This window comes from Methylophilus sp. Leaf414, assembly GCF_001425425.1.
GTDB lineage: Bacteria > Pseudomonadota > Gammaproteobacteria > Burkholderiales > Methylophilaceae > Methylophilus.
On sequence record NZ_LMQQ01000002.1, the window covers coordinates 485,671 to 511,391 of the forward strand.

The window sequence follows — 25,721 nt, forward strand, 5'->3', positions numbered from 1 at the left end:
CGCGCAACGCAATTATTTGCATGCGCGGCAATATTGGCTCTACGCTGACAATTGCCGCAAGAATATGCCTCTTGGCGGAAACCTCAGCGGGGGCTTTCATATAATGTATCTGGCAAGCGAGGCGCTGACCAGCTCCCCGATCCGGTTTAAAAATAAGGTTCCCATGCCTGCATAAAAACGGCTGCGCTGTTCACTAGGAATCGCCAGCAGGCCAAAAGTGACGTCCTGATAGCGCATCGGAATCACTGCCAGCGAGGCCGGAGATTCGGTAAACCAGCCTGCAATGTCCATGGTGGGCAGGGTGCCGCAGTAGGGCTGGCTCAAATCCTTGGCCCAGTTTTTCAGTGAATCTTCAGCGGTGATGAAAATATCATCCGCGGTATGGCTTTCGTTCTCCCAAAGCCTTAATCGTGCATTTGGCAACTGAAAGTGGGTAGCAAGAAACTCCACCAGATGTGCATGCAGTGCCGGAACATCTTTTGCAAACAATAAGCCCAGGGTTAATTCATGCACCTTATTGGCGGTGGCTTCATTTTCTTCAGCGGTCAGGATCAGCTCAGTAAAGCGTGACTCCAAAACCCGGATTTTGTCGCGTTGGGCAATTTGCTGGCGTTCAGCCAGTGAAATAGTGCCTTTGCCATGCGGGCTTGGTAAAAACAGCTCGGCCAGCAGATGCGCATGACTTTCGAAAAAGTCGGGGTGCGCCTTGAGATAGAGTTTAATATCGTTTTCGTTAATGCTGTCTTCCATTATGCTTCTGTCATTTCTTAAATTTCAATTTCGCCTTCAAAAACGATATCTGCCGGACCTGTCATCATGACCGGGCTCTGGCCGCCATCCCATTTAATTGTCAGTATGCCGCCACGGGTGTGCACTTTCACCGGGCTTTGCAAGGTGCCCAACTGGATACCGCTGACTGCCGCGGCACAAGCACCGGTGCCGCAAGCCAGGGTTTCACCGCTGCCACGTTCGTAAACGCGCAAGTTGATTTCATGTTCGTTTAATACCTGCATAAAGCCGGCATTCACGCGTTGCGGAAAGCGCGGGTGAGATTCTATCTGCGGGCCTAGCAGTGCCACTTCCGCAGTATGCACATTATCCACCAGCATCACCGCGTGCGGATTGCCCATGGAGACAGCGCTGATAGTGACTGTGTCTTCATCTAATGGTAACTCGTAAGCAGTCGCCTCTGCATCTGCCTCAAACGGAATTTGTGCCGGAGAAAATCTTGGTGCGCCCATATTCACGGTGACCTGGCCATCTTCCTGCAAGGTCAGGGTCAGGATGCCGCTCGCGGTTTCCACTTTAATTTCACGTTTGTCGGTCAGGCCTTTGTCCACCACAAAACGGACAAAACAACGGGCGCCATTGCCGCATTGCTCGACTTCGCTACCGTCAGCATTAAAAATACGGTAGCGGAAATCTATGCCAGGCGTAGCGGTAGTTTCGACCATTAATAGCTGGTCACAACCAACACCGAAAAAGCGGTTCGCAATCTGCTGGATTTGCGTATGTGATAAATGGACAGGCGTTTGAGTCGCATCAATGACCACAAAGTCATTACCTGCACCCTGCATTTTGGTGAATCTGAGTTTCATGGCTTGAAATGATACTCCAACAACCCGTGCTGTGGCAGCTTGCAGGCAACATTTATTCCGTTAACCAGGCAAACTCGGGTAGAATCTTTCTTCCTTTTAGATGCCGGCTTCAGCCTTTAGTCGGTGTCATTGATCAACCACTTTTACTTTTCAAGGCGTCAAACAATGAGTGAATATCTTTTTACTTCGGAATCCGTTTCCGAAGGCCATCCCGATAAATTAGCTGATCAGGTTTCCGATAGCATTCTGGATGCAATTCTTGAACAAGACCCCACTGCACGCGTAGCTGCTGAAACACTGGCTAATACCGGCCTGATCGTCCTCGCAGGCGAAATCACCACCAGCGCCAATGTCGATTACATTAAAGTCGCGCGCGATGCGGTGAAGCGTATCGGCTATGACAATACCGATTACGGTATCGACTATAAGGGTTGTGCAGTACTGGTAGCTTACGATAAACAATCTCCTGACATTGCCCAGGGCGTGGATAATGCAAATGATGATCCGCTGGATCAGGGTGCAGGCGACCAGGGCCTGATGTTTGGTTATGCGGTGAATGAAACGCCACAACTGATGCCATTGCCAATCTGGCTAAGCCATCGTGTGATGGAGCGCCAGTCGCAGTTACGTAAAGATGGCCGTTTGCCATGGTTGCGTCCGGATGCCAAATCACAAGTGACCATTCAATATGTAGATGGCAAGCCGCACAAGATTGATACCGTGCTGGTGTCTACCCAACACGCTCCCGAGATGTCACTGGAAGCCATCCGTGAAGCGGTGATTGAAGAAATCATCAAGCCAACATTACCTGCTGAACTGATCAAAGGCGAGATTAAATTCCTGGTCAACCCGACTGGCCGTTTTGTCATCGGTGGCCCACAAGGTGATTGCGGCCTGACTGGCCGTAAAATTATCGTAGATACTTACGGCGGCGCAGCGCCTCACGGCGGTGGTGCTTTCTCCGGTAAAGATCCTTCCAAGGTAGACCGTTCAGCAGCGTATGCGGGCCGTTATGTAGCCAAAAATATCGTGGCGGCTGGCCTTGCAGACAAATGCCTGGTACAGGTCAGCTACGCCATTGGTGTGGCACAACCGACTTCCATCATGGTGGAAACCTACGGCACCGGCAAAATTGCGGATGAGAAATTGACGCAATTGGTGCGTGAGCATTTCGATTTGCGTCCAAAAGGCATTGTGAAAATGCTGGATCTGTTGCGCCCGATTTACAGCAAAACCGCTGCTTATGGCCACTTTGGCCGTGATGAGCCGGAATTCACCTGGGAAGCCATTGATAAAGCGGCCCAATTGCGCGCGGCTGCCGGATTGTAATAGTGCCAGTAAAGCATTGATACAAAAAGTAATTTTAAAGAGGGCTTTTAGCCCTCTTTTTTTTCGATTTCCTGTCGATATCAAGCGTAAGATGATGAGTATTAAGTAAAAAGAGTAAAACAACAGCGGGCAGTATGTTAAAAACAATCGCCGTCAACCAGGTAAGAATCGGGATGTATATCCATGAACTGAAAGGTCCATGGATGGATCACCCTTTCTGGCGTACCAAGTTTGTGCTCAAAGATGAAATGGACCTGCTCAAACTCAAGGGCAGCGCGCTGAAGCAGGTTGTGATTGATACCAAGCGCGGACTGGATGTGTTGCCTGAGCCCGAAGTGCTTGCGCCTCCATTGACAGATAAAGAACTGGCCCTGCTTGAACTGGAGAGCCTGGCTGTTGAAGAAGAGCTGAAGCAGGTCAAACAGGCACCTTTGGATTCAGAACATCGCAAGGCGGCCAAAATCATTCAGGCTTCACGCCGTGAAATCATGTCCATGTTTAAAGATTTACGCATGGGCAAAGTGATAGAGCCAGAAAATGTCATGCCGCTGGTAGAGGAGATATCAGCCTCGGTCACCCGCAATACTCATGCTTTAATCAGCCTGGTGCGTTTGAAAACGGCAGACGATTACACCTACATGCACTCAATTGCAGTGAGTGCCTTAATGACTAATCTGGCCAAAGAACTCAAATTGTCAGACATCGAAGTCAAGCAGGCAGGGTTGGCGGGGCTGATGCATGATATGGGTAAAGCCGAAGTGCCATTACAGATTCTGAACAAACCAGGTTCATTAACCGATAACGAGTTTGATGTCATTCGTCAGCATCCACAAAATGGCTATGACATGCTGCTGAAAGCGAACATAACTGACCCTGTCACGCTGGACGTCTGTCTGCATCACCATGAAAAGATGGATGGCAGCGGTTATCCAGGCCATTTATCGGGCGAAAATATCAGCATGTATGCCAGGATGGGTGCGATCTGCGATGTGTATGATGCCATCACTTCGGCACGTGCCTACAAACCCGGATGGGAGCCAGGCATTGCCCTTAAACGCATGGCTTCATGGACTGGTCACTTCGACCCGGTGCTACTCGAAGCTTTCGTTAAAAGCATGGGTATTTACCCGATAGGCACTGTCGTCATGCTTAAATCTGGCCGTCTTGCAGTAGTGGTACGCCAATCGCCTGAAAGTTTGCTAACGCCGGTCGTGAAAGCATTTTTCTCTACCAAGTCGCTGGTGCATATACCGGTTGAGGAAATTGATTTAGCCAGGCCAGGGGCGGATGAAATTGTCAGCAATGAATCTGCAGTGAGCTGGGGTATTGGTAATATCGAGCATCTGTGGGCTACGCATTAAAACAAAAGCACTTTTATTTAAACGCTTCCAAATTTTCTAATTTCCTTCTTATCATTTACAGCTAGGTTGCTGACAAAGTAATGCCTCAGCCTGTGGTCAGCTTGAATCAATAATTGCTATAAAAAACATTCATGTAAAAATAATTTTCCAGATCACTTTTAGCCCTCTTTCTTCCCAATTTTCAGGTATTAATAGTCGTTAAGATATAAGCAATCAAGAGAGGTTGATTGGCTTATGCTAAAAACTGTTTTAGTTAAAGATGTGCGATTGGGGATGTACATCCATGAACTGAAAGGTGCGTGGATAAATCATCCTTTCTGGCGCAGGCATTTTGTCCTCAAAGACCCGGATGATCTGCAAAAGCTCCAGGAAAGCCTGGTTTGCGAAGTCGTGATTGATCTCAGCCAGGGTTTGGATGTGTTGCCACCATCACCTTCAGAAGCCGAACCTGTATGCGATAAAAGTAAAAATGAAGCTGCTGAGCGGCGTGTATCAGCCAAAAAGTTTAAGCAGGTGACGGTGGATGAAGAACAGTCTCAGGCCGCGAAAATTATCGCGTCTTCGCGACACGAAATTGAATCCATGTTCTCAGACTTGCGTATGGGTAAAGCGATTCAGGTCAAGACCGTGCTGCCTATCGTTGAGGAAATTTCGGCATCAGTTAGCCGCAATATGCACGCCCTCGTCAGTTTGGTGCGCCTGAAAACAATCGACGATTGTACCTATATGCATTCCATCGCTGTCTGTGCACTGATGACGGCCCTGGCGCGAGCGCTAGAGTTGTCTGAAACTGAGGTGAAGCAAGCTGGCCTGGCGGGTTTGATGCATGATGTTGGCAAGGCCGGCATTCCTCTGGAGATTCTGAATAAACCTGGTGCGTTGACCGAGCAAGAATTTGAGGTGGTTCGCCATCACCCAAAACTGGGCCACGATATGTTGATAAAAGCCGATATTACTGATCCGGCGACACTGGAAGTTTGCCTGCACCATCATGAAAAGATGGATGGCAGCGGATATCCCGAAAAGCTTGTTTCGGATCAAATCGGTCTGTTTGCCAGAATGGGGGCAGTGTGCGATGTGTATGATGCCGTGACCTCAACCCGCCCTTATAAACCGGCGTGGGAGCCGGGTATCGCGCTCAAGCGGATGGCCAACTGGCAAGGCCACTTTGATATGGATATCTTAAAAGCGTTTGTCAAAAGCCTGGGTATTTATCCGATTGGTACAGTGGTGATCCTGAAATCCGGGCTTTTGGCTGTCGTCGTACGCCAGGCACCTGCCAGCCTGTTAAAACCGGTGGTGAAAGCCTTTTTCTCCACCAAGTCCAAACTCTATATTCCCGTGATGGAACTGGATTTATCGAAAGGCATGGATGAGATTGTAGGGAACGAATCTGCGGAAACCTGGGGGCTGGGTAATGTAGACCATTTATGGGCGATTCCCACCAAATAAAAAAGGAGCCTATGCTCCTTTTTTTAATGTTTCACAGTTTCTTTTTCGTACTATTCCGCTGTTTTCTTCGTTCGCTTGGCTGCGGGTTTGGTAGTGGTCGCTTTGGTAGCGGCTTTTTTAGCTGGCGCTTTTGCAGTTGATGTTTTCGCTGCCGGTGCTTTTTTGGCCGATGTTTTTCTGCCCGTCGTTTTGCCACCGCCTTTGGCAGCTTTCTCCGTCAGTAATTCCAACGCTTGTTCTATGGTCAGCTCTTCCGGCGTCACGCTTTTCGGCAAGGTTGCGCGTATGCCATTGTGTTGTACATAAGGGCCAAAACGGCCAGAAAATACTTCTATCCTGCCTTCTCCGGAAGGATGGGCACCTAAATCTGCCAATACCGCCGGCCCACTGGCCGCAGCCAATAGTGCAACTGCGCCTTCAAGGTTGATGCCAAAAACGCTTTCGCTCTTGGGGATGGATTTGAACTTGCCATCGTGATTTACATACGGGCCAAAACGACCAATATTAGCAATGATTTTCTTGCCAGTTTCCGGATGGGTACCTAGGTCACGCGGCAGGCTTAATAGCATGGTTGCCGTATCGATATTCACCTGACTCAGCGGAATCTCTTTCGGAATGCTCACGCGTTTAGGTTTTTTCTTCTCGCCCTCAACTGGCAAGCCTACCTGCAGATAAGGGCCATATGGACCATTCATCAGGTAAATATCTTTGCTGGTTTCAGCATCCTGACCGATGACTACCGGTTCGCTGGCAGTATTTGCTTCGCCATCAATACTGCGTTTGTAATCACATTTTGGCGTGACGTTGTAGCCAGTACAGCCAATAAAACTGCCATAGCGGCTGAGTTGTTTTTGCAACTGGCGGCCACATTTCGGGCATAGTTCGTCGATTAACTCGTTACCAGGGCGTTCAACATCCGCCTTGCCCAGGATCTGCTGGTTAAACCCTTGCCAGAATTTATCCATGACCGGTATCCAGTCCAGGTTACCTTCAGCGATTTCATCCAGCTCGTTTTCCAGTTTGGCGGTAAAATCATAGTCAACGTATTGGGTGAAATGTTCAGTCAGGAACTTGTTGACCACGCGACCGACATCAGTTGGCGTAAAGCGCTTTTTATCCAGGATCACGTACTCGCGGTCTTGCAAGGTCGAGATGATGCTGGCGTAGGTGGAAGGGCGGCCGATGCCGTATTCTTCCAGTGCTTTCACCAGGCTGGCTTCTGAATAGCGTGGTGGTGGTTCGGTAAAGTGTTGTTCACCAAAGATTTTTTCTACGGTCAGCACTTCACCGGTTTCCAGATGCGGCAATTTTGCCTCTGCATCTTCATCATCCTTGTCGTCATCCTTGCCTTCCATATATACGGCAATAAAGCCCGGGAAGATCAGGGTCTGGCCACTGGCGCGGAATAGTGTCGCATCGCTGCCAACAGCCAGGTCAACGCTGACGGCATCATATTTTGCCTGGGTCATCTGGCACGCCAAAGTACGTTTCCAGATCATTTCATATAATTTGAATTGTTCGTCATTCAAGTACTGACGCACACTGGCGGGGCTGCGGGTAATGTCAGTCGGACGAATCGCCTCATGTGCCTCTTGGGCATTTTTGGCCTTGGTTTTGTACATGATAGGGGATTTTGGCAGGTAGTCTGCATCAAAATTCTTTTTCACATACTCACGAATTTGCATCACCGCTTCAGCCGCCAGGCTGAAAGAGTCGGTACGCATATAGGTAATCAAACCAACTGTGCCGCTACCCACATCCATACCTTCATAGAGCTGCTGGGCTACACGCATGGCGCGACTGGTAGTAAAGCCTAACTTACGGACTGCTTCCTGTTGCAGGGTTGAAGTAGTAAACGGGGCAGCAGGGCTACGGCTACGCTGTTTCTTCTCAACGCGGGTAACAGTGGTTTTGCCAGCGGAGGCCAGTAAAAGCTTGCCGACAATATCTGCTTGCTGGTCATGCTGGGTGATTGTGAATTGTTCAACTTTCTGGCCATTCAGTTGCACCAGCTTGGCATCAAATCCGTGCGCATGCTTGAGCGCACTCATATGAATGCTCCAGTATTCCTGGCTGGTAAACGCTTCGATTTGCAGTTCGCGTTCTACAATCAGTCTCAACGCCGGGCTTTGTACGCGGCCGGCAGACAAGCCGCGGCGGATTTTTTTCCAAAGTAATGGCGATAAATTAAAGCCAACCAGGTAATCCAGCGCACGGCGCGCCTGCTGTGCATTGACCAGATCCATCGAGATGTCACGCGGATGATCAATCGCGTATTTCACCGCCGTTTGTGTAATCTCGTTAAATTCGACCCGTTTGACCAGCTTGTTCTTGGTCAGGTTTTTTTCCGCCAGGATCTCGGCAATATGCCAGGAAATGGCCTCCCCTTCGCGGTCCGGGTCGGTCGCCAGGTAAATGCTGTCTGCATTTTTAACTGCTTTGGCAATCGCGTCCACATGTTTGCTGTTGCGATCAATGATGTCGTACTTCATCGCAAATTGCTGTGTGGGATCCACAGCCCCGTTTTTCGGGATCAGGTCGCGCACATGCCCGTACGAAGCCAATACCTTAAATTCGCTACCCAGATATTTCTCGAGTGTCTTGGCTTTTGACGGGGATTCAACGATAAGCAGTTTTGACATTAGGTGGTGTACATAAGAGTTGGCTAGATAATAGCAAGCGTTCCAGCGAATAGACAACCTATCCTTGTGGAAAGTCCATATTTTTTAAAACTTCCCGGCATGTAATGTGCTTATTCTTCAGCCGTGACTGAAACAGGGAAAGGTTTACGCGCAAATTCAATGCGTTTGTCATCCTGGGTGGCAATGGTCAGTGCCATCTCACTGGCCGCAAACTTTTCCTGTTCAAACTTTTGATGATCAAACATCGGGTCTTCATCTTCTTCCCTGGACTGGCTCAAATGCTTGAAATCATACAGATCAAAGTCGGCCAGATGCGAAGGTTCTACATTGCCTATCGCGCGGAAAATATTGTTAATGCGCCCTGGCTGCTCGCGTTCCCAGTTGTTCAGCATATCCTTGATTTTTTGCCGTTGCAGATTTTCCTGACTACCGCACAAGTCGCACGGAATGATAGGAAACTGCATGCCGCGGGCATAGGCTGCAATATCTTTTTCCGCACAATATGCCAGCGGACGGATCACCATAAATTCGCCACGGTTGGTCGCGAGTTTTGGCGGCATTGCCTTCATTTTTGCGCCATAAAACATATTCAGGAACAAGGTCTGCACAATGTCATCCCTGTGGTGCCCCAGCGCAATTTTGGTCGCACCCAATTGCTGTGCAGTGGTATAGATAATGCCGCGACGCAAGCGTGAACACAGGCTGCAAGTGGTTTTACCCTCTGGGATTTTCTCTTTGACGATAGAGTAAGTATCCGCCTCGACAATACGGAAATCCACACCCAGTTTTTCAAAGTAGGCCGGTAAAATGTCCGCAGGGAAACCTGGCTGTTTCTGGTCCAGGTTCATCGCAATCAGTTTGAAATTAATAGGCGCACGTTCTTGCAAGGCCAGCAAAATCATCAGCATGGCATGGCTATCCTTGCCGCCGCTCATGCAGACTAGCACAGTGTCACCATCTTCAATCATGTTGTAATCGCCAATGGCTTTACCGGTGGCGCTGATCAACTGATTGCGCAGTTTTAGAAAGTTTTGGCTAACGCCCTCAGGGTAGTGTTTGATCTTCATAGGCGCGCATTATAGCGGATAGCGATGTAAAGTCACGCTAAGTCTTTGATTAATCTGGTTGATTTAAATCTCCCATGACTGGCTGAATCATTTAATTCAAATGAACAGGCAGACAATCATTTTTAAAAGATTTAGCCAATTATTCGCCAAACTTTGTATGTGGATTGCTCAAGTACTCAAGTGGCGGCCGCCATCCACTGCCAATACATGGCCGGTCACAAAAGGCGCGTCATAAATCAGAAACTTCACTGCCTTGGCGATATCTGAGGGTTCGCCGGTACGTTTAAGCAGTGTCTGGTTAACCACTTGCTGGCGATACGCCTCATCAAACTCCTGATTATCATCCGGCCATAACACTGGCCCGGGTGCGACTGCGTTGACTCTTACCTTTGGAGCAAGTTCCTGCGCCAGGGATTTGGTTAAACTGACCAAGCCCGCTTTGGCAGCGCTATAAACAAGGTAATTCTTTTTGGGGCGCTCAATATGCATATCGGTAATATTGACGATGCAGCCCTGACTCGTTTCCAGCGCATCAGCCGCGGCCTGGCTCAAGAATAATGGTGCTTTAAGATTGCTGCCCATCAGGTCTTCCCACTGTTCCGGCTGGATGCTGCCCAGGATAGTCGGATAATAGCTGGAAGCATTGTTAATCAGTGCATCCAGTTTGCCAAAGTGTTCCAGGGTGGCTTCGATCAATGCCGGCAAGTTAGCCGTTTCAAGCAGGTTACTTTGCTGGATAATGACACTGTCCGCGCGCACTGCATTAAGCTCGGCTTGCAAGGCCAGCGCTTCCGCTGCACTGGTGTTGTAATGCAGCAGAATATTCGCGCCATGGCTGTGAAGTTCACGCGTAATCGCGGCGCCCACACGTTTGGCTCCGCCAGTGATTAACACTACCTTGGATGATTGCTGGGCTGCAGGATTGGAATTCACGGCACACTCTTTATTCTGGACTGCTCACATTATAATGGCTGAATGACTGCGCAAACTATTTCTTCAAGATTGCCCGCACTGGATGCTAGTGCTCAACAACATAGCGAGGCCGTCGTCGCGCATATCCAGCAGCAGATAGATCAGCAAGGCGGCTGGATCACCTTTGCGGACTATATGCAGATGGCTCTATATACACCGCAGCTTGGCTATTACAGCGGTGACGCCAACAAGTTTGGCCGCGCAGGAGACTTTGTCACCGCCCCAGAGATTTCACCTTTATTTGCTCGCGCTGTGGCAAACCAGATTAGCCAGGTGCTCAGTGATTCCGGTGGTGATGTTTTGGAGTTGGGCGCCGGGACCGGCAAGCTGGCAATAGACATATTGCGACAGTTGAATGTACTTGGGCAACTGCCCGATCATTATTACATCCTGGATGTAAGCGCCAGCTTGCGTGAGAGGCAGCAGCAAAACTTGCAGCAATCCTTGCCTGAAGCGGTTTTTTCCCGCGTGCGGTGGCTGGATACTTTGCCGGAAACAATGACTGGTGTCGTGTTAGGCAATGAAGTGCTGGATGCGATTCCGGTGCATATTGTGTGCTGGAGAAGTGGGCAGTGGCTGGAACGGGGTGTAACTTATAACCAAGGATTAATTTGGCAGGATCGCCCGCTACAAGATTTGTCGCTTGTTCAACATATAGATAGCGACCAGCTACCAGACGATTATTTCACCGAAGTATGCCCGGATGCGCAAGGCCTGATCGCCAGTTTGGCGGCAATGTTGCAGCGAGGGTTGATTGTGCAGATTGATTACGGTTTTGCAGCACGCGAGTATTATCACCCGCAACGCAGCCAGGGCACAGTCATGTGCCACTTCCAGCATTATGCGCATGATGATCCGTTTATCTATCCCGGTTTGCAAGACATCACTGCGCATGTGAATTTTACGGCCATGGCTGAAACGGCACTTGCGCATGGCTTGAGTTGTGCAGGCTACACCCCGCAGGCACAGTTTTTAATTAACTGTGGCATTTTGCAGATGCTGGAAGCAGTATCGCCGGAAGACAATGGGCGTTATTTACCTGCGGTGGCGGCGGTGCAAAAGTTGCTCTCCCCGGCAGAGATGGGCGAGTTGTTTAAGGTATTGGCATTGGGTAAGGGGTTGGAATTGCCATTGGTGGGGTTTTTGCAGGGGGATAAGCGGCATCAGTTGTGATTGCTGTTCTCAGAGCATGCTTTTTAACTACTCAGTACCTTACGTGTAGGGAAAGCTGTTGCTCACTTCAATATACTTTAATTGCGGCGGAGGCTGGAATTTAGACAATGTTCATGTTTAGCTTTGTTGCATCTGCTGTGACGTTCTAATCAGTAACTCTTTGGATGGTTGGTGCTGTGTTTCGGCATTTTCTTTCGCCTCTAGGCGAGTGCCTTTTCTTTGCGTGCCCAAAGAAAAGGCACCAAAAGAAAGGGCACCCTAGCTTCCGCTTGTTTCCTGCGTTGCTCGAACTAGGACTTTCGTCCGTTGCTTCGTAACAAAACAAATCAAAAGCAAAGCAGAAAGATAGTTGGCGGGTTAGTCTTAAATTACACAGGTGCTTAGCGCCCTCAATCCCAACCCGTTTAACTAACGTTCCATCGTGATGGTTTTAAACGGGCCCCTATCTGACGCGCCGAGTAGCGCAGTCAGCGTGGGAGAGGTCGGCCAGCGGCTGTTTGAGTTCCGCGGTGGCTTGCGTTCTTTGCAAGCCGCTAGGGCGAGTTTTGTTGGACGCCCACGTTGACGAGCAACGCAGGGAAAAAGCGGAAGCTAGGGTGCATTTCTTTTGGTTACATTTTCTTTGGGCAAGCAAAGAAAAGTAACTCGCCTAGAGGCGAAAAAGAACGCTTAATCCCCCCTTAAGACTAATTCTCTACAAGAAATCATCTATTCTCCCAAATGCTAAGGAAATTCACGCTCTAAAGTATAATGCGCCCCATGACTGAAATCGATCAAACACCTGAATCCTCTGAAGCTCATTATCAACGCCGCATCCGCAGTTTTGTCCTGCGCCAAGGTCGCTTGACCAAGGGTCAAGAGCGCGCCCTGGAAACTGCCTGGCCGCAATTCGGCATTGAATATGCCGAACAATCCCTGGACCTAGCTAAAGCTTTTGGTCGTGACAACAGCCCTAAAATCCTTGAAATTGGTTTCGGGATGGGTGATGCAACTGCAAAAATTGCCCAGACTTTGCCGGACAGTGATTTCCTGGCAGTGGAAGTGCACACGCCTGGCGTGGGTGGTTTGCTTAAGTTGATGCAGGAAGGCGATATTTCCAATATCCGTATTCTGCAACACGACGCGGTGGAAGTTTTACAGAATATGTTGGCTGATGCCTCACTGGATGGCGTGCATATATTCTTCCCTGACCCTTGGCACAAAAAGCGCCATCACAAACGCCGCTTGATACAAGCCGAGTTTGTGCAGTTGCTATGTTCAAAACTGAAGGCGGGCGCTTACATTCACGTAGCCACTGACTGGCAAGAATATGCTGAATGGGTCTTGGAAGTTTTGCGAGCTGAACCACTATTGCAAAATACGGCGGTGGATTATGCTGAGAAACCAGCCTACAGACCACTAACCAAGTTTGAGAATCGTGGCCTGAAGCTTGGCCATGGTGTATGGGATTTGGTGTTTAAACGTATTGGTTAACAGCGATGGTAAATGTTGGAAACTGCAGCTTCTAATCAGGTAAAGGTTGTTCTGCTGCGGGGTCTGTTTCAGCAGTTGAAAACCATTCTCCCAACACTTTTTCTGCTTCATCCACACCTTGTTTTTTCAGGCTGGAAAATAATTGCACGCTGATTTCTTCACCCCAGGTGTCTTTAAGTTCCTTGCGAACTTTATTCAAGGTGATGGTTGATTCGCCGCGTGACAGTTTGTCACTTTTGGTCAGCAACACATGCACCGGTTTGCCGGTCGGGCAAAACCAGTCCAGCATTTGTTTATCCAGCGGCGTCAGTGGATGGCGGCTATCCATCACCAATACCAAACCGGCAAGGCTTCTGCGTTCGCTCAGGTAACGGGAAAGTACATTTTGCCAGTGCGTGCGCATGGCTTCCGGCACTTTCGCATAGCCGTAGCCAGGCAAATCCACCAGGTGCTTGTCATCACCAAGCGTGAAGAAGTTTATTAATTGTGTACGGCCAGGTTGTTTACTGACAAATGCCAGGCGATTATGGTTAGCCAATGTATTCAGTGCGCTGGATTTTCCGGCGTTCGAGCGTCCGGCAAATGCAACTTCAATGCCGCTTGCAGGCGGGAGGTCACGTAAATGATGTGCCGAGATGTGAAAGCGGGCGTTTTGGAAAACTGGCATGGTGGGGTTGAGTTGCCTCAAGGTTTTATGGAGTATTCAGCCATGAATGCTATCACGAACAGGGTTTGTTTGATAAAATGGCGCCAAATAAAATGTTGGGGCATTGAATTATGTTGAAGAGTTTTAAAGCAGGATTGTGTGCACTGCTGGCGATTAGTATGACTATAGCCATTCAGCCTGCATTTGCGGAAGAAGCGGCTACTACCGAAGCCGCACCTGAAGTGAATAGTCCGGATAAAGTGGTGCAAAATGTGTGCGCTGCCTGTCATGGCGCAGACGGCAATAGCGTGATCACGACCAACCCGAAACTGGCGGGTCAGCATCCCGAGTATTTAGTCAAGCAATTGTCTAACTTTAAAGATGGCTCGCGTGCTAACGCGGTGATGTCTGGCATGGCAAGTGCCTTGAGCCAGGAAGACATGGAAGGTATTGCTAAATACTTCTCCAATCAAAGCATCAAGCTGGCGAAAGCGAAAGAAAACGGTAAGGGCTCACTTGGTGAGAAAATTTACCGTGGCGGTATCGCGGCGAATAAAGTGCCGGCCTGTGCGGCTTGCCATGGTGTGACTGGTGCCGGTTTGCCTAAACAGTTCCCGCGCCTGGCAGGCCAGCATACCGATTACACCGTGCAGCAGTTGCGCACTTTCCGTACCGGTGAGCGCGCCAATGCGCCGATGATGATGACGATTGCTGCCAAAATGAGTGATGCTGAAATGCAGGCTGTGGCAGATTACATTCAAGGTCTGCGTTAATCTGCGCAAGATGCATAAAGGTGGCCACGGCCACCTTTTTTGCTAAATGCTGGCAGATCGGGTTTTGCAAAAACGTAAGTAATCATGCAACCTTTTATCGTCAATGTCGTCCACCCATGCGCGTGCAACGTTGTACATCATAATTTCCCTCTGCTAATCACCTAAGCCAAACCTGAAGAGAGTATATTGAAAGCGTCCGTTCCTTTATCCCAGCGTATTTACGAACTGATGAGTTCCATGCGCTTTGCCGTAAGCTTGCTGACATTGCTCGGCGTGGCTTCGATTATTGGTACTGTTCTTAAGCAAAACGAGCCTTATCAAAATTACATCATCAAGTTCGGCCAGTTCTGGTTTGAGCTGTTTGAGTTACTGGGCCTGCTGGATGTTTACCATGCTGCCTGGTTTTTGCTGATTTTATTGTTTCTGGTGATTTCGACCACGCTGTGCGTTTTCCGCAATACACCGGTGATGCTCAAGGAGTGGAAAGCCTATAAGGAAAATGCTACCGAGAAATCCTTGCGCTTGTTTAGCCACCAGACGAGTTTAACTGCTGCGCAACCTGTTGCAGAGACACAATCAAGACTGAGTGATTTTTTATCCGCTGAGCGCTATACCTTTAAAACCAGGCAACAGGATAACGGTGATGTGCTGATGGCGGCACGCTTGGGTACGCATCAGCGCCTGGGCTATATTTTTACGCATACCGCAATTGTCGTGATTTGTTTTGGTGGTTTGCTGGATGGCAATTTGCCTTTAAAAGTGCAGGAACTACTAGGGTTCAAGAAAATTGAAACCCGGGATATCGCTTCGCGCAAAGTGCCTGAAGAAAGTCGGCTGGGTGTGAATAATCTGTCGTTTCGTGCCAACATGACCTTGCCTGAAGGAGAGCGCGATAATGTGGCTTTTGTGCGCGTGCGTGATGGTTACCTGGTGCAGGATTTGCCATTCACCGTAGCACTGAAAGATTTCCGCATTGAACATTATCCTACCGGCATGCCGAAATCGTTTGAGAGCGATATTGTCATTACTGACCCGGAGCTGACCAAGCCGATTGAAGCGACTGTACGAGTCAATCACCCATATATTCATAAAGGCATTGCCATTTATCAGTCCGATTTCCAGGATGGCGGTTCGCAACTCAAATTCAAACTGTGGAATCTGGCGGCAGCTAATCAGGATAGTTTTGATGTGGATGGCGTGATCCTGCAAAAAGGGTCACTGGGAGAAGGGGCGGATAAACTGAGTGTGGAATTCAACGAGTTCCGCCAGTTTAATATCCTGAATTTATCCAAAGATGGTAAAGGCAAGCCACACAATGTCGGGCCTAATACCACCTTGAAGTTACGTAATGCCAGCGGCCAGGCTCGCGAGTATGTGAATTACATGCAGCCATTGCAACTGGACGGTCGTGCCTATTTTGTTTCCGGTATGCGCGAAACCGTGCAGGATGAATTCAAGTATTTGCGGGTGCCAGCAGATGATGAACTTGAAATCACCGGTTTTATGGCTTTGCGCCAGACCATGCGTAATGAGCAATCAATCCGCGACATTGCCAGCCAGGTGGCGAAGCAGATGCCTAGTGGCAATGCGCAGTTGAAAGTGCAGTTTGAGCAAAGCTTGCAGCAGTTGTTGCTGACGTTCAAACGCGGCGGCTACAGTGAGCTTTCTAACATTATTGAGAAAGCAGTGCCGAAAGACCAGCGCGAACAAGCTGCGCAAACTTATTTGAAATTATTGAATACGGCTGCATTGCAGGCTTACCAGATCAGCCGTGCGCAGCGAAATCTGGCGCCGGCGCCGCAAGATCAAGCGACCGCGATATTTATTCAAGATAGTTTAAATGCCATGAACGACCTGTTTTTCTATGGCACACCTTATTATTTCCAGTTAAAAGATTACACGCTTAAACAGGCAAGTGGTTTCCAGTTGACGCGTTCGCCGGGGCAGAATTGGGTATATCTGGGCTCTGTGATGCTGGTACTGGGTATTTTTTCTATGTTTTATATCAGGGAACGCCGTGTCTGGTTACTAATCAAACCAGCACAGCAAGAAGTTTTGCTGGCAATGTCATCCAACCGTAAAAATATGGATCTGGACCAGGATTTTGCACGCATGCAACAGCAACTTACCACGTTGTTGCAAACAGGGCAGGCGGCTTAACTGCTTGTCCGTACATAAAGGGGAATGCGATGAACACATCACCATCATGGACTAAACAACCTTCGTTCTGGCAAACGCTGACCACGTATGACTGGTTATACGCGGTGTTGCTGCTTGCAGGCGGATTGTTTTCTTACCAGCGTTACGCTGGCTACATGGATATTTACGAAGTTGGCTTTCTGTTTGGAGCAGTTGGCGTTTTCAGTTATCTGGGCTGGCGCTGGTCGGCGATTGCCAGGCTGGTACTTGGTGTTGCGATTATCAGTTTGCTGGGCGTCTACACTTATCAGGGTGACCTTGCGAATGGCGGACAACGTTTCCTGCTCAAGTTTTTGCTTTCCAGCCAATCGGCAGTGATGTGGATGAATGTATTGTTCGTACTCGCAATGCTGACTTACTGGCTGGCACTGTTTCAGCGCTCGGAATTTACTGCAAAAGTGGCTTCGGCCTTAACCTGGTCGGCAACCTTGTTTGGCTTTGTCGGGCTGATGGTGCGCTGGTATGAGTCTTATTTGATTGCACCTGATATTGGCCATATACCTATCAGCAATTTGTACGAAGTATTTATCCTGTTTTGCCTGATTACTGCCTTGCTTTATTTGCATTATGAGCAGCTATTCAAAACTCGTCAGCTGGGTGGTTTTGTGCTGGTGGTGATCAACGCCGCCGTTGGTTTTATCCTCTGGTATACCTTTGATCGTCATGCGAATGAAATCCAGCCTTTGGTGCCGGCATTACAAAGTTACTGGATGAAAATCCACGTCCCGGCTAATTTTATCGGTTACGGTGCTTTCTCATTGGCAGCCATGGTTGCGGGCGCTTATTTGCTGGTTAAAAAGGGTGTGCTGGCCAGCCGTTTACCTGCACTTCACGTGCTGGATGACCTGATGTACAAAGCGATTGCCATCGGCTTTGCCTTCTTTACCATTGCCACTATTCTGGGTGCGATGTGGGCGGCAGAGGCCTGGGGCGGTTATTGGTCCTGGGATCCCAAAGAGACTTGGGCGCTAATCGTCTGGCTTAACTATGCAGCCTGGTTACATTTGCGCCTGATGAAAGGCTTGCGCGGCACCGTATTGGCCTGGTGGGCGTTGGTTGGCTTGCTGGTTACAACCTTTGCTTTCCTTGGTGTGAATATGTTCCTGAGTGGATTGCATTCATACGGCACTTTATAGTGTGAAAGTTTGGGGGATAGAAAACTTTATCAAAAGATAAAATTTTAAAAAGTAATTCTAAAGAAGGGCAGGCGTTGAACGTTTGCCCTTTTTGTTTGAATACTCCAAAAAAAGCAAAGCTTAAAATTAACTAATGTTTATTTTATTTAATAAATGTTAATATTTTGAGCGTTGGATCGTTTATGAAAGCTCGATTCAGCATATAAATGCTTTTAAAAATAAATAACAGGAGAATTCAAATGAAGAGGCAACACGGGTTTAGTTTGATTGAATTGGCAATTGTTCTGGTAATTGCAGGTTTATTGCTGGCAGGCGTGATGCGTGGGCAGGAGTTAATCGCCAATGCAAAAGTGAAGAGTCTGGCTAGCGATTTCAGGAATATCCCAACTTACTTTTATGGCTATCAGGACCGGTTTCGTGTTTTGCCGGGTGATGATCATGCCGCCGGCACCCATTTAAATGGCGGTACTAGCGCCACTACTGCCGGTCAAACACAAAACGGTTTGATACAAGGCGCCTGGAATTCGGATACTGCCACTGATGAGTCTTTCTTGTTGTGGCAACATTTGCGTCTAGGTGGATTGGCCACTGGTGCTACTGACACGGGCAGCACGCAATATATTCCGCGCAACAGTGAAGGTGGCAGGGTGGGTGTCACGAGTGTTGATGCTTTAGGTGCGGTCAGCGCGAATACTTTTAACAGCGCGCATGCCATGTGTTCGGACGGAATTCTTGGCAGATATGCCACTCAGCTCGACACCATGCTGGATGATGGTGCCGGTAATACTGGCGTGATGAGAATATTGGTCAATGGTACACAAGGAGTGGGTGAGGCAACACCTCAACCAGCCACGCCGTACTTAGTTTGCATGAGTTTTTAGTGTAGAATACAACACATCTTTAACGCAAAAAGCCTGTTTTACGGGCTTTTTGTTTTATACGTTTTACATACAGAATTCTCAACGGTTTCTGATTTAGAATGAGAGCCGCTTGCAAAAGAATCCAACCACATGGCCCAATCAATCGTAGAAATAAAAGATCTTTCCTTTGGTTACAAAGGTAAATTGCTGCATCACGGCATCAATATGACCTTTCCTAAAGGTAAGGTGATTGCGATTATGGGAGGTAGCGGTAGTGGTAAAACCACTTTGTTGCGCCTGATAGGCGGTCAACTTAAACCGACCAAAGGTGAGGTGCAAGTAAGTGGCGAAATAGTACACAAACAAGACCGTGACGGTATTTACCGTTTGCGCAGGAAAATGGGCATGCTGTTTCAGCATGGGGCTCTGTTCACCGATTTGTCCGTGTTTGAGAATGTGGCTTTCCCGATTCGTGAGCATACCGATTTACCGGAAAGCATGATTCGCGACCTGGTACTGATGAAGCTGAATGCCGTGGGCTTGCGCGGGGCGCATGCGTTACGCCCGACCGAGTTATCTGGCGGGATGGCGCGACGCGTGGCTTTGGCCAGGGCGATTGCGCTGGATCCCAGCATTATCATGTATGACGAGCCCTTTGCCGGACTGGATCCGATTTCGATGGCAGTGATCTGTGATTTGATCCGCAGCCTTAATGATGCCTTGGGCGCAACTTCTATCATCGTCACGCATGATGTGGAAGAAACCTTCCAGTTTGCGGACTATGTATATTTTGTGGCAAATGGCGTCGTTGCCGCTGAAGGTACGCCTGAAGATTTGCGCAAGTCCGAAATGCCGTTTGTGCACCAATTTGTGCATGGCGAAAAAGATGGTCCGGTACCATTCCACTACGCGGCGCCTGAATATCATGCCAGTTTGTTGAGAGGGGCACGTTAATGCGTAAAATCGAACGGCTGCTCAAAAATCTTGGCGCAGGCTTTATTAACAAGATGTGGCGGTTTGGCGCTGGTGCCAGACTGTTTGGGTTAACACTGGTTTCTTCCGGGGAAAGTTTCCGCCGTTTCCGCTTAACGATACGCGAAGTCTATTTCACCGGCGTGTTGTCGCTGATCATCATTCTGGTATCGGCGTTCTTCGTCGGTATGGTGCTGGCTTTGCAAGGCTACCATACATTACAAAAATACGGTTCATCAGAAGCCATCGGTGTATTGGTTGCACTGGCTTTGGTGCGTGAACTTGGTCCGGTGGTGACTGCATTGCTATTCGCTGGTCGCGCCGGTACAGCCATTACTGCGGAAATCGGCCTGATGAAAGCGACTGAGCAGCTTTCTGCAATGGAGATGATGGCGGTTAGCCCGATTGCGCGCGTGATCGCCCCCAGATTCTGGGCGGGAGTGATCGCCATGCCTATCCTTGCCACATTATTTACCATGATGGGTATTCTTGGTGGCTATATGGTTGCCGTGCCCTTGATCGGCGTGGATGCCGGTTCTTTCTGGTCGCAGATGCAGGCCAACGTAGATTGGGAATATGACATTCTGAATGGCGTTTTCAAAAGCGTGGTATTTGGTGTGGCATGTACGATGATTGCCTTGTTTGAAGGCTACGACGCTCCGCCAACGGCAGAAGGCGTCAGCCGGGCAACGACACGTACGGTGGTCACATCGTCACTGGCAGTATTGGCACTGGATTTTATATTAACGGCGTTCATGCTTGGCTAGAAAAATACTAGATCAAGAGCATTCGTGAGGAGCAGCAATGGAAAAAACAACAATTGATTTATGGGTGGGGATTTTTGTGGCAATGGGTTTTGCAGCTTTGCTGGGACTGGCCATGAAAGTAGGCAACCTGACGACCACTAATATTGGTGAAACTTATATGGTCACGGCGAACTTTGAGAATATTGGTGGTCTTAAACCACGTGCGCCAATTAAAAGCGCTGGCGTAGTGGTGGGCCGTGTTGAAGGAATTAAGCTGGATCCTAAAACTTATGAAGCCGTTGTGAGTCTCAACATCGACAAACGCTTCAGCTTCCCTAAAGATACTTTCGCGAATATTTACACTGCGGGTTTATTGGGTGAGCAATACGTAGGTCTGGAAGCTGGTGGCGATGAAAACAGCTTGAAAAATGGCGATAAAATTATTCAGACACAAGACGCCGTGGTCCTGGAAAAATTGATCAGTCAGTTTTTGTATAGCAAAGCCACTGAAAATGATGACAAACCGGCGAATACCGCTGCGACATCAACCGAAACTGGTGCTGATGCGTTAGATGCAAGTCCATTGGACAAAATTGGTAAGTAATTTAAATGCTTGATAAAGGGAATTCGATGAAAAAATGGTGGATGGCTTGTGCCATGTGGCTGGTAACTGGTGTTGCATTTGCGGGTTTGGCACCGGATCAACTGGTGAAGAAAACTGCGGATGATGTGATTGATGTCATCAAGTCTGACAAGGATATCCAGGCTGGCAACCAGCAAAAGATTTTTGCCTTGGCTGAAGAAAAAATTCTGCCAAACTTCGACTTTGATAAAGTATCACGTTTAGTTTTGGGTAAAAACTGGACAAAAGCGACACCTGAGCAACAATCAGCTTTCCAGGCTGAGTTTAAGACGCTGTTGCTGCGTACTTATGCGACTGCTTTGTCCAAATATAAAAACCAGACCATCGAATACAAGCCTTTCCGTCAGGAAGCTGGCGCAGAAACCGCAACTGTGAAAACAGCTATTCAGCAACCAGGTGGCGAGCCGATCTCTGTCGACTACACTTTGAGTAAAAAAGGCGAAGACTGGAAAGTGTTCGATATCGTGATCGAAAGTGTCAGCCTGGTGACAAACTATCGCAGCCAGTTCGCACAAGAAATCCGCCAGAACGGTTTGGACAGTTTGAACAAAAAGCTGGCTGAAAAAAACAAAGCCGCTACTGGTAAATAATTATCTCAAAGGGTCATCGTGGCAACTATTACGCAACAAGAGAATACATTGAGTTTTAGCGGAGATTTGTTGATCAATAACATCAATGATGCTTTGGCTCAGTTGCAGAAGTTACGCCTTGATCCGCCATTGACTTTGGATTTTTCCAAAGTGGAAGAGGTGGATACGGTGGCTGTTAGCCTGATCTTCGAGATTCAGCGACAGTTTCATCATGAGCACGCTCAGGCCGGGTCAGTCTCGGTGGTGGGGGTGCCTGACAACCTGCGTAGTTTGATGCAGTTATATGGTGTGGATAGTTTCTTGTTAAATTAACCAAACACTCAAGTCAGAAAACCCCAGCTCTGCATAGAGGTGGGGTTTCGTTTTTTTAGGATAGTGAAAGGCAACACCGTGGTGGCAGCCGTAAAAATTCAAGGAATAACCAAGCATTTTGGTGCGTTTGAAGCATTGCGTGGCATCGACCTGACCATAGAGCCGGGGGAATTCTTCGCTTTGTTAGGGCCGAATGGTGCCGGTAAATCGACACTCATCAATCTGCTGTCCGGTCTTATCAAGCCAACTAGTGGCCAGATCAGCATCATGGGCCACGATGTGCAAACATCGTATCAACAAGCGCGGATGGCCTTAGGCGTTGTACCGCAGGAGCTGGTGTTTGACCCATTTTTTAATGTTCGCGAAATGATGCGTTTCCAGGCGGGATATTTTGGCTGTGGCCCGGAAAACGATGCCTGGGTGGATGAAGTGATTGAAGGTCTGGGGCTCACCGATAAAGCACATACCAATATGCGTCAACTGTCCGGTGGTATGAAACGCCGTGCCCTGATTGCGCAGGCACTTGCACATAAACCGCCTGTCATTGTGCTTGATGAACCAACTGCGGGAGTTGATGTTGAGTTGCGCCAAATGCTCTGGGGATTTATCCAGAAGCTTAACCAGCAGGGCCATACCATTATCCTGACCACGCATTATCTGGAAGAGGCGGAAACACTCTGTGAGCGCATCGCAATGATGAAGAGTGGCAAGATTGTGGCACTGGATACTACGCAGCAGTTGTTACGTAGCCATGCTGCCAAGCAGCTGATATTGCGTCTCGAAGGCACGGTGCCGGCGCATCTGCATACTTTCATCAAGCACCAGAAGGAAGATTTGGTTATTTTCAATTTATCAGAAATTGCACAGGTTGAAACGATTTTATCTGCCCTGCGCCAGGCGCAAGTTACGGTAAAGGATATGCAATTGCAAGAAGTGGATTTAGAAGATGTGTTCCTGAATCTGGTGGGTAGTCATGGAGGTCAGGCATAATGAAATCACTTTTAACTTGGCTAAACCCTTTCTACTGGCTGGACAACCATATCAGCTCGCGCAGGCGTGGCGTCTATACTTTGTTCAAAAAAGAGATGCTGCGCTTCTGGCGGGTGGCTTTTCAAACCATTGCGTCACCTATCATGACAGCATTGCTGTACCTGCTCATTTTTTCACATGTGCTGGAATCACATGTGAAAGTCTACGACCAAGTCAGCTACACGGCTTTTCTGGTGCCGGGGCTAATGATGATGTCTCTGCTGCAGAATGCTTTTGCTAATAGCTCGTCGAGCCTGATCCAGTCGAAAGTGATGGGCAATATTATTTTCCTGATGCTTACGCCGCTGACTTATATGGAGTTTTTTGTAGCGTTCCTGGCGGCGTCAATGATTCGTGGTCTCGTAGTCGGTTTTAGCATTTATCTGGTGGCGCTGTGTTTTGTAGATGTGCCTACTGTGCACCCATGGTGGATCATTACCTTTGCTTTGCTGGGTAGTGCTCTACTGGGGACTTTTGGTGTCATTGCCGGTATCTGGGCGGATAAGTTTGACCAGATGGCAGCTTTCCAGAACTTTGTGATTATGCCGCTGACGTTTTTATCTGGGGTGTTTTACTCTATCCATTCCTTGCCGCCATTCTGGCAAGCTGTCTCGCAACTTAACCCGTTTTTCTACATGATTGATGGGTTCAGGTACGGGTTTTTTGGGCAGGGCGATGTCTCGCCATGGCTAAGCGTCAGCGTTGTAGGCGTGTTTCTGCTGGCATTAGCGTGGGGTTGCCTAAAGATGTTAAAATCCGGTTATAAATTACGTAGTTAACTGGCTCAGGCAAAGGTGAAGAGCAGGCGCAAGCCTTGCATTTGATGCCTGGCCGAATTGAAATAAAAGCGAGGTTTTGTGTTAACAGCAGCTCAATTGCAATCGTATATCCTGAGTGGGTTGGAATGCGATTATATAAAGGTCAACGGAGACGACGGAACGCATTTTGATGCGGTGGTCGTCAGCTCTTTATTTGAAGGTAAACGCATGGTACAGCAGCATCAAATGGTGTACGCCGCATTGGGTGACCGTATGCGTGCGGAGATTCATGCGCTGGCCCTGCAAACATATACGCCGACACAGTGGCAGCAAATGCAGCAAGCATAAGCGGTGTTTTAACGGAATTGATTGGAGAAAATATGGACGCGCAAGCAAAAATTAAAGACACAGTAACCAATAACAAAGTGGTGCTGTATATGAAAGGTAGCCCGAAATTCCCACAGTGTGGTTTTTCAAATGTGGCGACTCAGATTCTGGATGCCTGTGGCGCTGAATTCGTCGCCATTGATGTTTTGCAGGACATGGATATCCGTGAAGGCATCAAGCAATATGCTAACTGGCCTACGATTCCCCAATTGTACGTAAAAGGTGAGTTTATCGGCGGTGCCGACATTATGCGTAGCATGTACCAGAGCGGTGAGTTGCAAACGCTGTTGTCGGAAGCATAATCTTGGACAAACTGATTATTGAAGGCGGCGTGCCTTTGCGCGGCGAAGTTGTGATTTCCGGTGCAAAGAATGCTGCGTTACCGATTTTATGTGCAGGGTTACTGGCTGAAACGCCGCTGGTCTTGACCGGTGTTCCCGAATTACGGGACGTAGCTTCTACGCTTAAGTTGCTAGACACCATGGGCGTGAAAGTCGGAAAAGACAATGACCGAGTTACGCTGGATGCCAGTGATGTAGCTTCGTTTGAAGCAACTTACGAAATGGTGAAAACCATGCGTGCCTCTATACTGGTACTTGGCCCATTGCTGGCACGTTTCGGCACTGCCCGCGTTTCATTGCCAGGCGGCTGTGCCATTGGCTCGCGTCCGGTAGATTTGCATATCAAGGGTTTGCAAGCCATGGGTGCTGCCATGCATATTACGCATGGCTATATCCAGGCCAGCACATTGCATCTGCCAAATCGCCGCTTGCAGGGTGCCACTTATTATATGGATATGGTCACCGTCACCGGCACTGAAAATCTGATGATGGCTGCGGCACTGGCACAAGGCACAACTGTGTTGGAAAATGCTGCCAAAGAGCCAGAAGTGGTGGATCTGGCAGAATGCCTGAACAAGATGGGTGCAAAAATCAGTGGCGCTGGAACAGATACCATCACCATCGAGGGCGTGGAACGACTGACGGGTGCCGAGCACCACATTGTTTGCGACCGGATTGAAGCGGGCACTTACATGGTTGCCGCCGCGATGACCGGCGGTGAAGTGACATTGAAAAATGCGCGACCAGATTTACTGGAAGCAGTCATCGAAAAACTGCGCGAGGCTGGGGCAGAGATCAGCAGTGATCCCAACAGTATTACGGTCAGGAGTAACGGCCAGTTGAAAGCGATTAATATTCGCACTGCACCGCATCCGGCTTTCCCTACAGATATGCAGGCGCAGTTTATGGCGATGAATACCATCGCTGATGGCGTATCTACGGTGGTGGAAACCATTTTTGAAAACCGCTTTATGCATGTGCAAGAGTTGCAGCGCATGGGTGCCAATATTGAAGTGCAGGGTAATACCGCAGTGGTCAAAGGTATTTCTGCACTCGAAGGGGCCAATGTCATGGCGACTGACTTACGTGCCTCTGCAGGACTGGTGCTGGCAGGATTGGTGGCAGATGGTGAGACGGTGATTGACCGCATCTACCACCTTGACCGAGGTTACGAACGGCTGGAAGAAAAGCTCAATCAATTGGGCGCTAAAGTCCGCAGGTCGAATTAGGTTAAACCAACCCCACAGTCCACATTAAATGAT

Annotated in this window: 25 protein-coding genes; 19 read left to right on the forward strand and 6 right to left on the reverse strand. The window is 48.7% G+C overall.

Annotated elements, in window-relative coordinates:
• Positions 1–96 precede the first annotated feature (96 nt).
• On the reverse strand, positions 97–750 hold the full coding sequence (locus ASG24_RS06610; RefSeq protein ID WP_055830128.1) for a DUF484 family protein: 654 nt from the start codon (positions 748–750) through the stop codon (positions 97–99).
• 17 nt (positions 751–767) lie between these two features.
• Complete coding sequence (gene dapF, locus ASG24_RS06615; RefSeq protein ID WP_055830126.1) at positions 768–1,598, reverse strand: diaminopimelate epimerase; 831 nt, start codon at positions 1,596–1,598, stop codon at positions 768–770.
• Between the two features lie 165 nt (positions 1,599–1,763).
• Between dapF and metK the strand changes: the two genes are divergently transcribed.
• The 3 genes from metK to ASG24_RS06630 all read left to right on the forward strand — a co-directional run bounded on the left by metK (position 1,764) and on the right by ASG24_RS06630 (position 5,740).
• Positions 1,764–2,927, forward strand: coding sequence for a methionine adenosyltransferase (metK, locus tag ASG24_RS06620; RefSeq protein WP_055868967.1), 1,164 nt, complete (start codon positions 1,764–1,766; stop codon positions 2,925–2,927).
• 134 nt (positions 2,928–3,061) lie between these two features.
• Positions 3,062–4,288 (forward strand): HD-GYP domain-containing protein, encoded by a 1,227-nt coding sequence (locus tag ASG24_RS06625; protein ID WP_055868968.1) that lies wholly within the window; start codon positions 3,062–3,064, stop codon positions 4,286–4,288.
• 234 nt (positions 4,289–4,522) lie between these two features.
• Entirely contained in the window at positions 4,523–5,740 is a 1,218-nt protein-coding gene (locus tag ASG24_RS06630) for an HD-GYP domain-containing protein (RefSeq protein WP_055868969.1), read from the forward strand.
• A gap of 50 nt (positions 5,741–5,790) precedes the next feature.
• On the opposite strand, the gene topA is transcribed toward ASG24_RS06630, so the two are convergent.
• The 3 genes from topA to ASG24_RS06645 form a co-directional block, all read right to left on the reverse strand.
• Positions 5,791–8,382 (reverse strand): type I DNA topoisomerase, encoded by a 2,592-nt coding sequence (gene topA, locus ASG24_RS06635; protein ID WP_055868970.1) that lies wholly within the window; start codon positions 8,380–8,382, stop codon positions 5,791–5,793.
• Between the two features lie 110 nt (positions 8,383–8,492).
• Positions 8,493–9,449 (reverse strand): tRNA 2-thiocytidine(32) synthetase TtcA, encoded by a 957-nt coding sequence (gene ttcA / locus ASG24_RS06640; RefSeq protein ID WP_055868971.1) that lies wholly within the window; start codon positions 9,447–9,449, stop codon positions 8,493–8,495.
• Positions 9,450–9,617: 168 nt separating this feature from the next.
• A complete protein-coding gene (locus tag ASG24_RS06645) occupies positions 9,618–10,382 on the reverse strand; it encodes a pteridine reductase (RefSeq protein ID WP_082488008.1) in 765 nt (254 codons plus the stop codon).
• 42 nt (positions 10,383–10,424) lie between these two features.
• On the opposite strand from ASG24_RS06645, the gene ASG24_RS06650 reads away from it, so the two are divergent.
• Both ASG24_RS06650 and trmB read left to right on the forward strand, forming a co-directional pair.
• Complete coding sequence (locus ASG24_RS06650) at positions 10,425–11,594, forward strand: class I SAM-dependent methyltransferase (protein WP_055868972.1); 1,170 nt, start codon at positions 10,425–10,427, stop codon at positions 11,592–11,594.
• A 759-nt stretch (positions 11,595–12,353) separates the two neighbouring features.
• Positions 12,354–13,067, forward strand: coding sequence for a tRNA (guanosine(46)-N7)-methyltransferase TrmB (gene trmB / locus ASG24_RS06655; RefSeq protein ID WP_055868973.1), 714 nt, complete (start codon positions 12,354–12,356; stop codon positions 13,065–13,067).
• Between the two features lie 31 nt (positions 13,068–13,098).
• Here trmB and yihA read toward each other — a convergent pair whose 3' ends face one another.
• Complete coding sequence (gene yihA, locus ASG24_RS06660) at positions 13,099–13,734, reverse strand: ribosome biogenesis GTP-binding protein YihA/YsxC (protein ID WP_055830110.1); 636 nt, start codon at positions 13,732–13,734, stop codon at positions 13,099–13,101.
• A gap of 158 nt (positions 13,735–13,892) precedes the next feature.
• On the opposite strand from yihA, the gene ASG24_RS06665 reads away from it, so the two are divergent.
• The 14 genes from ASG24_RS06665 to murA all read left to right on the forward strand — a co-directional run bounded on the left by ASG24_RS06665 (position 13,893) and on the right by murA (position 25,688).
• Complete coding sequence (locus ASG24_RS06665; protein WP_369814165.1) at positions 13,893–14,486, forward strand: cytochrome c; 594 nt, start codon at positions 13,893–13,895, stop codon at positions 14,484–14,486.
• A gap of 237 nt (positions 14,487–14,723) precedes the next feature.
• Positions 14,724–16,646 (forward strand): cytochrome c biogenesis protein ResB, encoded by a 1,923-nt coding sequence (locus ASG24_RS06670; protein WP_055869428.1) that lies wholly within the window; start codon positions 14,724–14,726, stop codon positions 16,644–16,646.
• A 29-nt stretch (positions 16,647–16,675) separates the two neighbouring features.
• Positions 16,676–17,821, forward strand: coding sequence for a c-type cytochrome biogenesis protein CcsB (ccsB, locus tag ASG24_RS06675; protein ID WP_055830108.1), 1,146 nt, complete (start codon positions 16,676–16,678; stop codon positions 17,819–17,821).
• Between the two features lie 239 nt (positions 17,822–18,060).
• Positions 18,061–18,702 (forward strand): type II secretion system protein, encoded by a 642-nt coding sequence (locus ASG24_RS06680; RefSeq protein ID WP_055830107.1) that lies wholly within the window; start codon positions 18,061–18,063, stop codon positions 18,700–18,702.
• 129 nt (positions 18,703–18,831) lie between these two features.
• Positions 18,832–19,635, forward strand: a complete 804-nt coding sequence (locus ASG24_RS06685; protein ID WP_055830106.1) for an ABC transporter ATP-binding protein — start codon at positions 18,832–18,834, stop codon at positions 19,633–19,635.
• Positions 19,635–20,420 carry a lipid asymmetry maintenance ABC transporter permease subunit MlaE gene (mlaE, locus tag ASG24_RS06690; RefSeq protein ID WP_055868975.1) on the forward strand — a complete coding sequence of 262 codons (786 nt, stop codon included), beginning with the start codon at positions 19,635–19,637 and terminating at the stop codon, positions 20,418–20,420. The genes ASG24_RS06685 and mlaE overlap by 1 nt, the downstream gene beginning before the upstream one ends.
• Positions 20,421–20,457: 37 nt before the next feature.
• Complete coding sequence (mlaD, locus tag ASG24_RS06695) at positions 20,458–21,003, forward strand: outer membrane lipid asymmetry maintenance protein MlaD (protein WP_055830103.1); 546 nt, start codon at positions 20,458–20,460, stop codon at positions 21,001–21,003.
• A 26-nt stretch (positions 21,004–21,029) separates the two neighbouring features.
• Complete coding sequence (locus ASG24_RS06700) at positions 21,030–21,632, forward strand: phospholipid-binding protein MlaC (RefSeq protein WP_200934442.1); 603 nt, start codon at positions 21,030–21,032, stop codon at positions 21,630–21,632.
• 18 nt (positions 21,633–21,650) lie between these two features.
• On the forward strand, positions 21,651–21,944 hold the full coding sequence (locus ASG24_RS06705) for a lipid asymmetry maintenance protein MlaB (protein ID WP_088178521.1): 294 nt from the start codon (positions 21,651–21,653) through the stop codon (positions 21,942–21,944).
• Positions 21,945–22,022: 78 nt separating this feature from the next.
• Positions 22,023–22,934, forward strand: a complete 912-nt coding sequence (locus ASG24_RS06710) for an ABC transporter ATP-binding protein (RefSeq protein ID WP_200934441.1) — start codon at positions 22,023–22,025, stop codon at positions 22,932–22,934.
• On the forward strand, positions 22,934–23,752 hold the full coding sequence (locus tag ASG24_RS06715) for an ABC transporter permease (RefSeq protein ID WP_055868976.1): 819 nt from the start codon (positions 22,934–22,936) through the stop codon (positions 23,750–23,752). The genes ASG24_RS06710 and ASG24_RS06715 overlap by 1 nt, the downstream gene beginning before the upstream one ends.
• A 78-nt stretch (positions 23,753–23,830) precedes the next feature.
• Complete coding sequence (locus ASG24_RS06720; RefSeq protein ID WP_055830088.1) at positions 23,831–24,079, forward strand: BolA family protein; 249 nt, start codon at positions 23,831–23,833, stop codon at positions 24,077–24,079.
• Positions 24,080–24,111: 32 nt separating this feature from the next.
• Positions 24,112–24,420 carry a Grx4 family monothiol glutaredoxin gene (gene grxD, locus ASG24_RS06725; RefSeq protein ID WP_055868977.1) on the forward strand — a complete coding sequence of 103 codons (309 nt, stop codon included), beginning with the start codon at positions 24,112–24,114 and terminating at the stop codon, positions 24,418–24,420.
• A 2-nt stretch (positions 24,421–24,422) separates the two neighbouring features.
• A complete protein-coding gene (gene murA, locus ASG24_RS06730) occupies positions 24,423–25,688 on the forward strand; it encodes a UDP-N-acetylglucosamine 1-carboxyvinyltransferase (protein ID WP_055830084.1) in 1,266 nt (421 codons plus the stop codon).
• Positions 25,689–25,721: the final 33 nt, after the last annotated feature.

What these genes read in the sequence shown, in the direction of transcription:
- ASG24_RS06610 (WP_055830128.1), bottom strand. Translation starts at nt 750, where the DNA reads ATGGAAGACAGCATTAACGAAAACGATATTAAACTCTATCTCAAGGCG.
- dapF (WP_055830126.1), bottom strand. Translation starts at nt 1,598, where the DNA reads ATGAAACTCAGATTCACCAAAATGCAGGGTGCAGGTAATGACTTTGTG.
- metK (WP_055868967.1), top strand. Translation starts at nt 1,764, where the DNA reads ATGAGTGAATATCTTTTTACTTCGGAATCCGTTTCCGAAGGCCATCCC.
- ASG24_RS06625 (WP_055868968.1), top strand. Translation starts at nt 3,062, where the DNA reads ATGTTAAAAACAATCGCCGTCAACCAGGTAAGAATCGGGATGTATATC.
- ASG24_RS06630 (WP_055868969.1), top strand. Translation starts at nt 4,523, where the DNA reads ATGCTAAAAACTGTTTTAGTTAAAGATGTGCGATTGGGGATGTACATC.
- topA (WP_055868970.1), bottom strand. Translation starts at nt 8,382, where the DNA reads ATGTCAAAACTGCTTATCGTTGAATCCCCGTCAAAAGCCAAGACACTC.
- ttcA (WP_055868971.1), bottom strand. Translation starts at nt 9,449, where the DNA reads ATGAAGATCAAACACTACCCTGAGGGCGTTAGCCAAAACTTTCTAAAA.
- ASG24_RS06650 (WP_055868972.1), top strand. Translation starts at nt 10,425, where the DNA reads ATGACTGCGCAAACTATTTCTTCAAGATTGCCCGCACTGGATGCTAGT.
- trmB (WP_055868973.1), top strand. Translation starts at nt 12,354, where the DNA reads ATGACTGAAATCGATCAAACACCTGAATCCTCTGAAGCTCATTATCAA.
- yihA (WP_055830110.1), bottom strand. Translation starts at nt 13,734, where the DNA reads ATGCCAGTTTTCCAAAACGCCCGCTTTCACATCTCGGCACATCATTTA.
- ASG24_RS06665 (WP_369814165.1), top strand. Translation starts at nt 13,893, where the DNA reads ATGACTATAGCCATTCAGCCTGCATTTGCGGAAGAAGCGGCTACTACC.
- ASG24_RS06670 (WP_055869428.1), top strand. Translation starts at nt 14,724, where the DNA reads ATGCGCTTTGCCGTAAGCTTGCTGACATTGCTCGGCGTGGCTTCGATT.
- ccsB (WP_055830108.1), top strand. Translation starts at nt 16,676, where the DNA reads ATGAACACATCACCATCATGGACTAAACAACCTTCGTTCTGGCAAACG.
- ASG24_RS06680 (WP_055830107.1), top strand. Translation starts at nt 18,061, where the DNA reads ATGAAGAGGCAACACGGGTTTAGTTTGATTGAATTGGCAATTGTTCTG.
- ASG24_RS06685 (WP_055830106.1), top strand. Translation starts at nt 18,832, where the DNA reads ATGGCCCAATCAATCGTAGAAATAAAAGATCTTTCCTTTGGTTACAAA.
- mlaE (WP_055868975.1), top strand. Translation starts at nt 19,635, where the DNA reads ATGCGTAAAATCGAACGGCTGCTCAAAAATCTTGGCGCAGGCTTTATT.
- mlaD (WP_055830103.1), top strand. Translation starts at nt 20,458, where the DNA reads ATGGAAAAAACAACAATTGATTTATGGGTGGGGATTTTTGTGGCAATG.
- ASG24_RS06700 (WP_200934442.1), top strand. Translation starts at nt 21,030, where the DNA reads ATGAAAAAATGGTGGATGGCTTGTGCCATGTGGCTGGTAACTGGTGTT.
- ASG24_RS06715 (WP_055868976.1), top strand. Translation starts at nt 22,934, where the DNA reads ATGAAATCACTTTTAACTTGGCTAAACCCTTTCTACTGGCTGGACAAC.
- grxD (WP_055868977.1), top strand. Translation starts at nt 24,112, where the DNA reads ATGGACGCGCAAGCAAAAATTAAAGACACAGTAACCAATAACAAAGTG.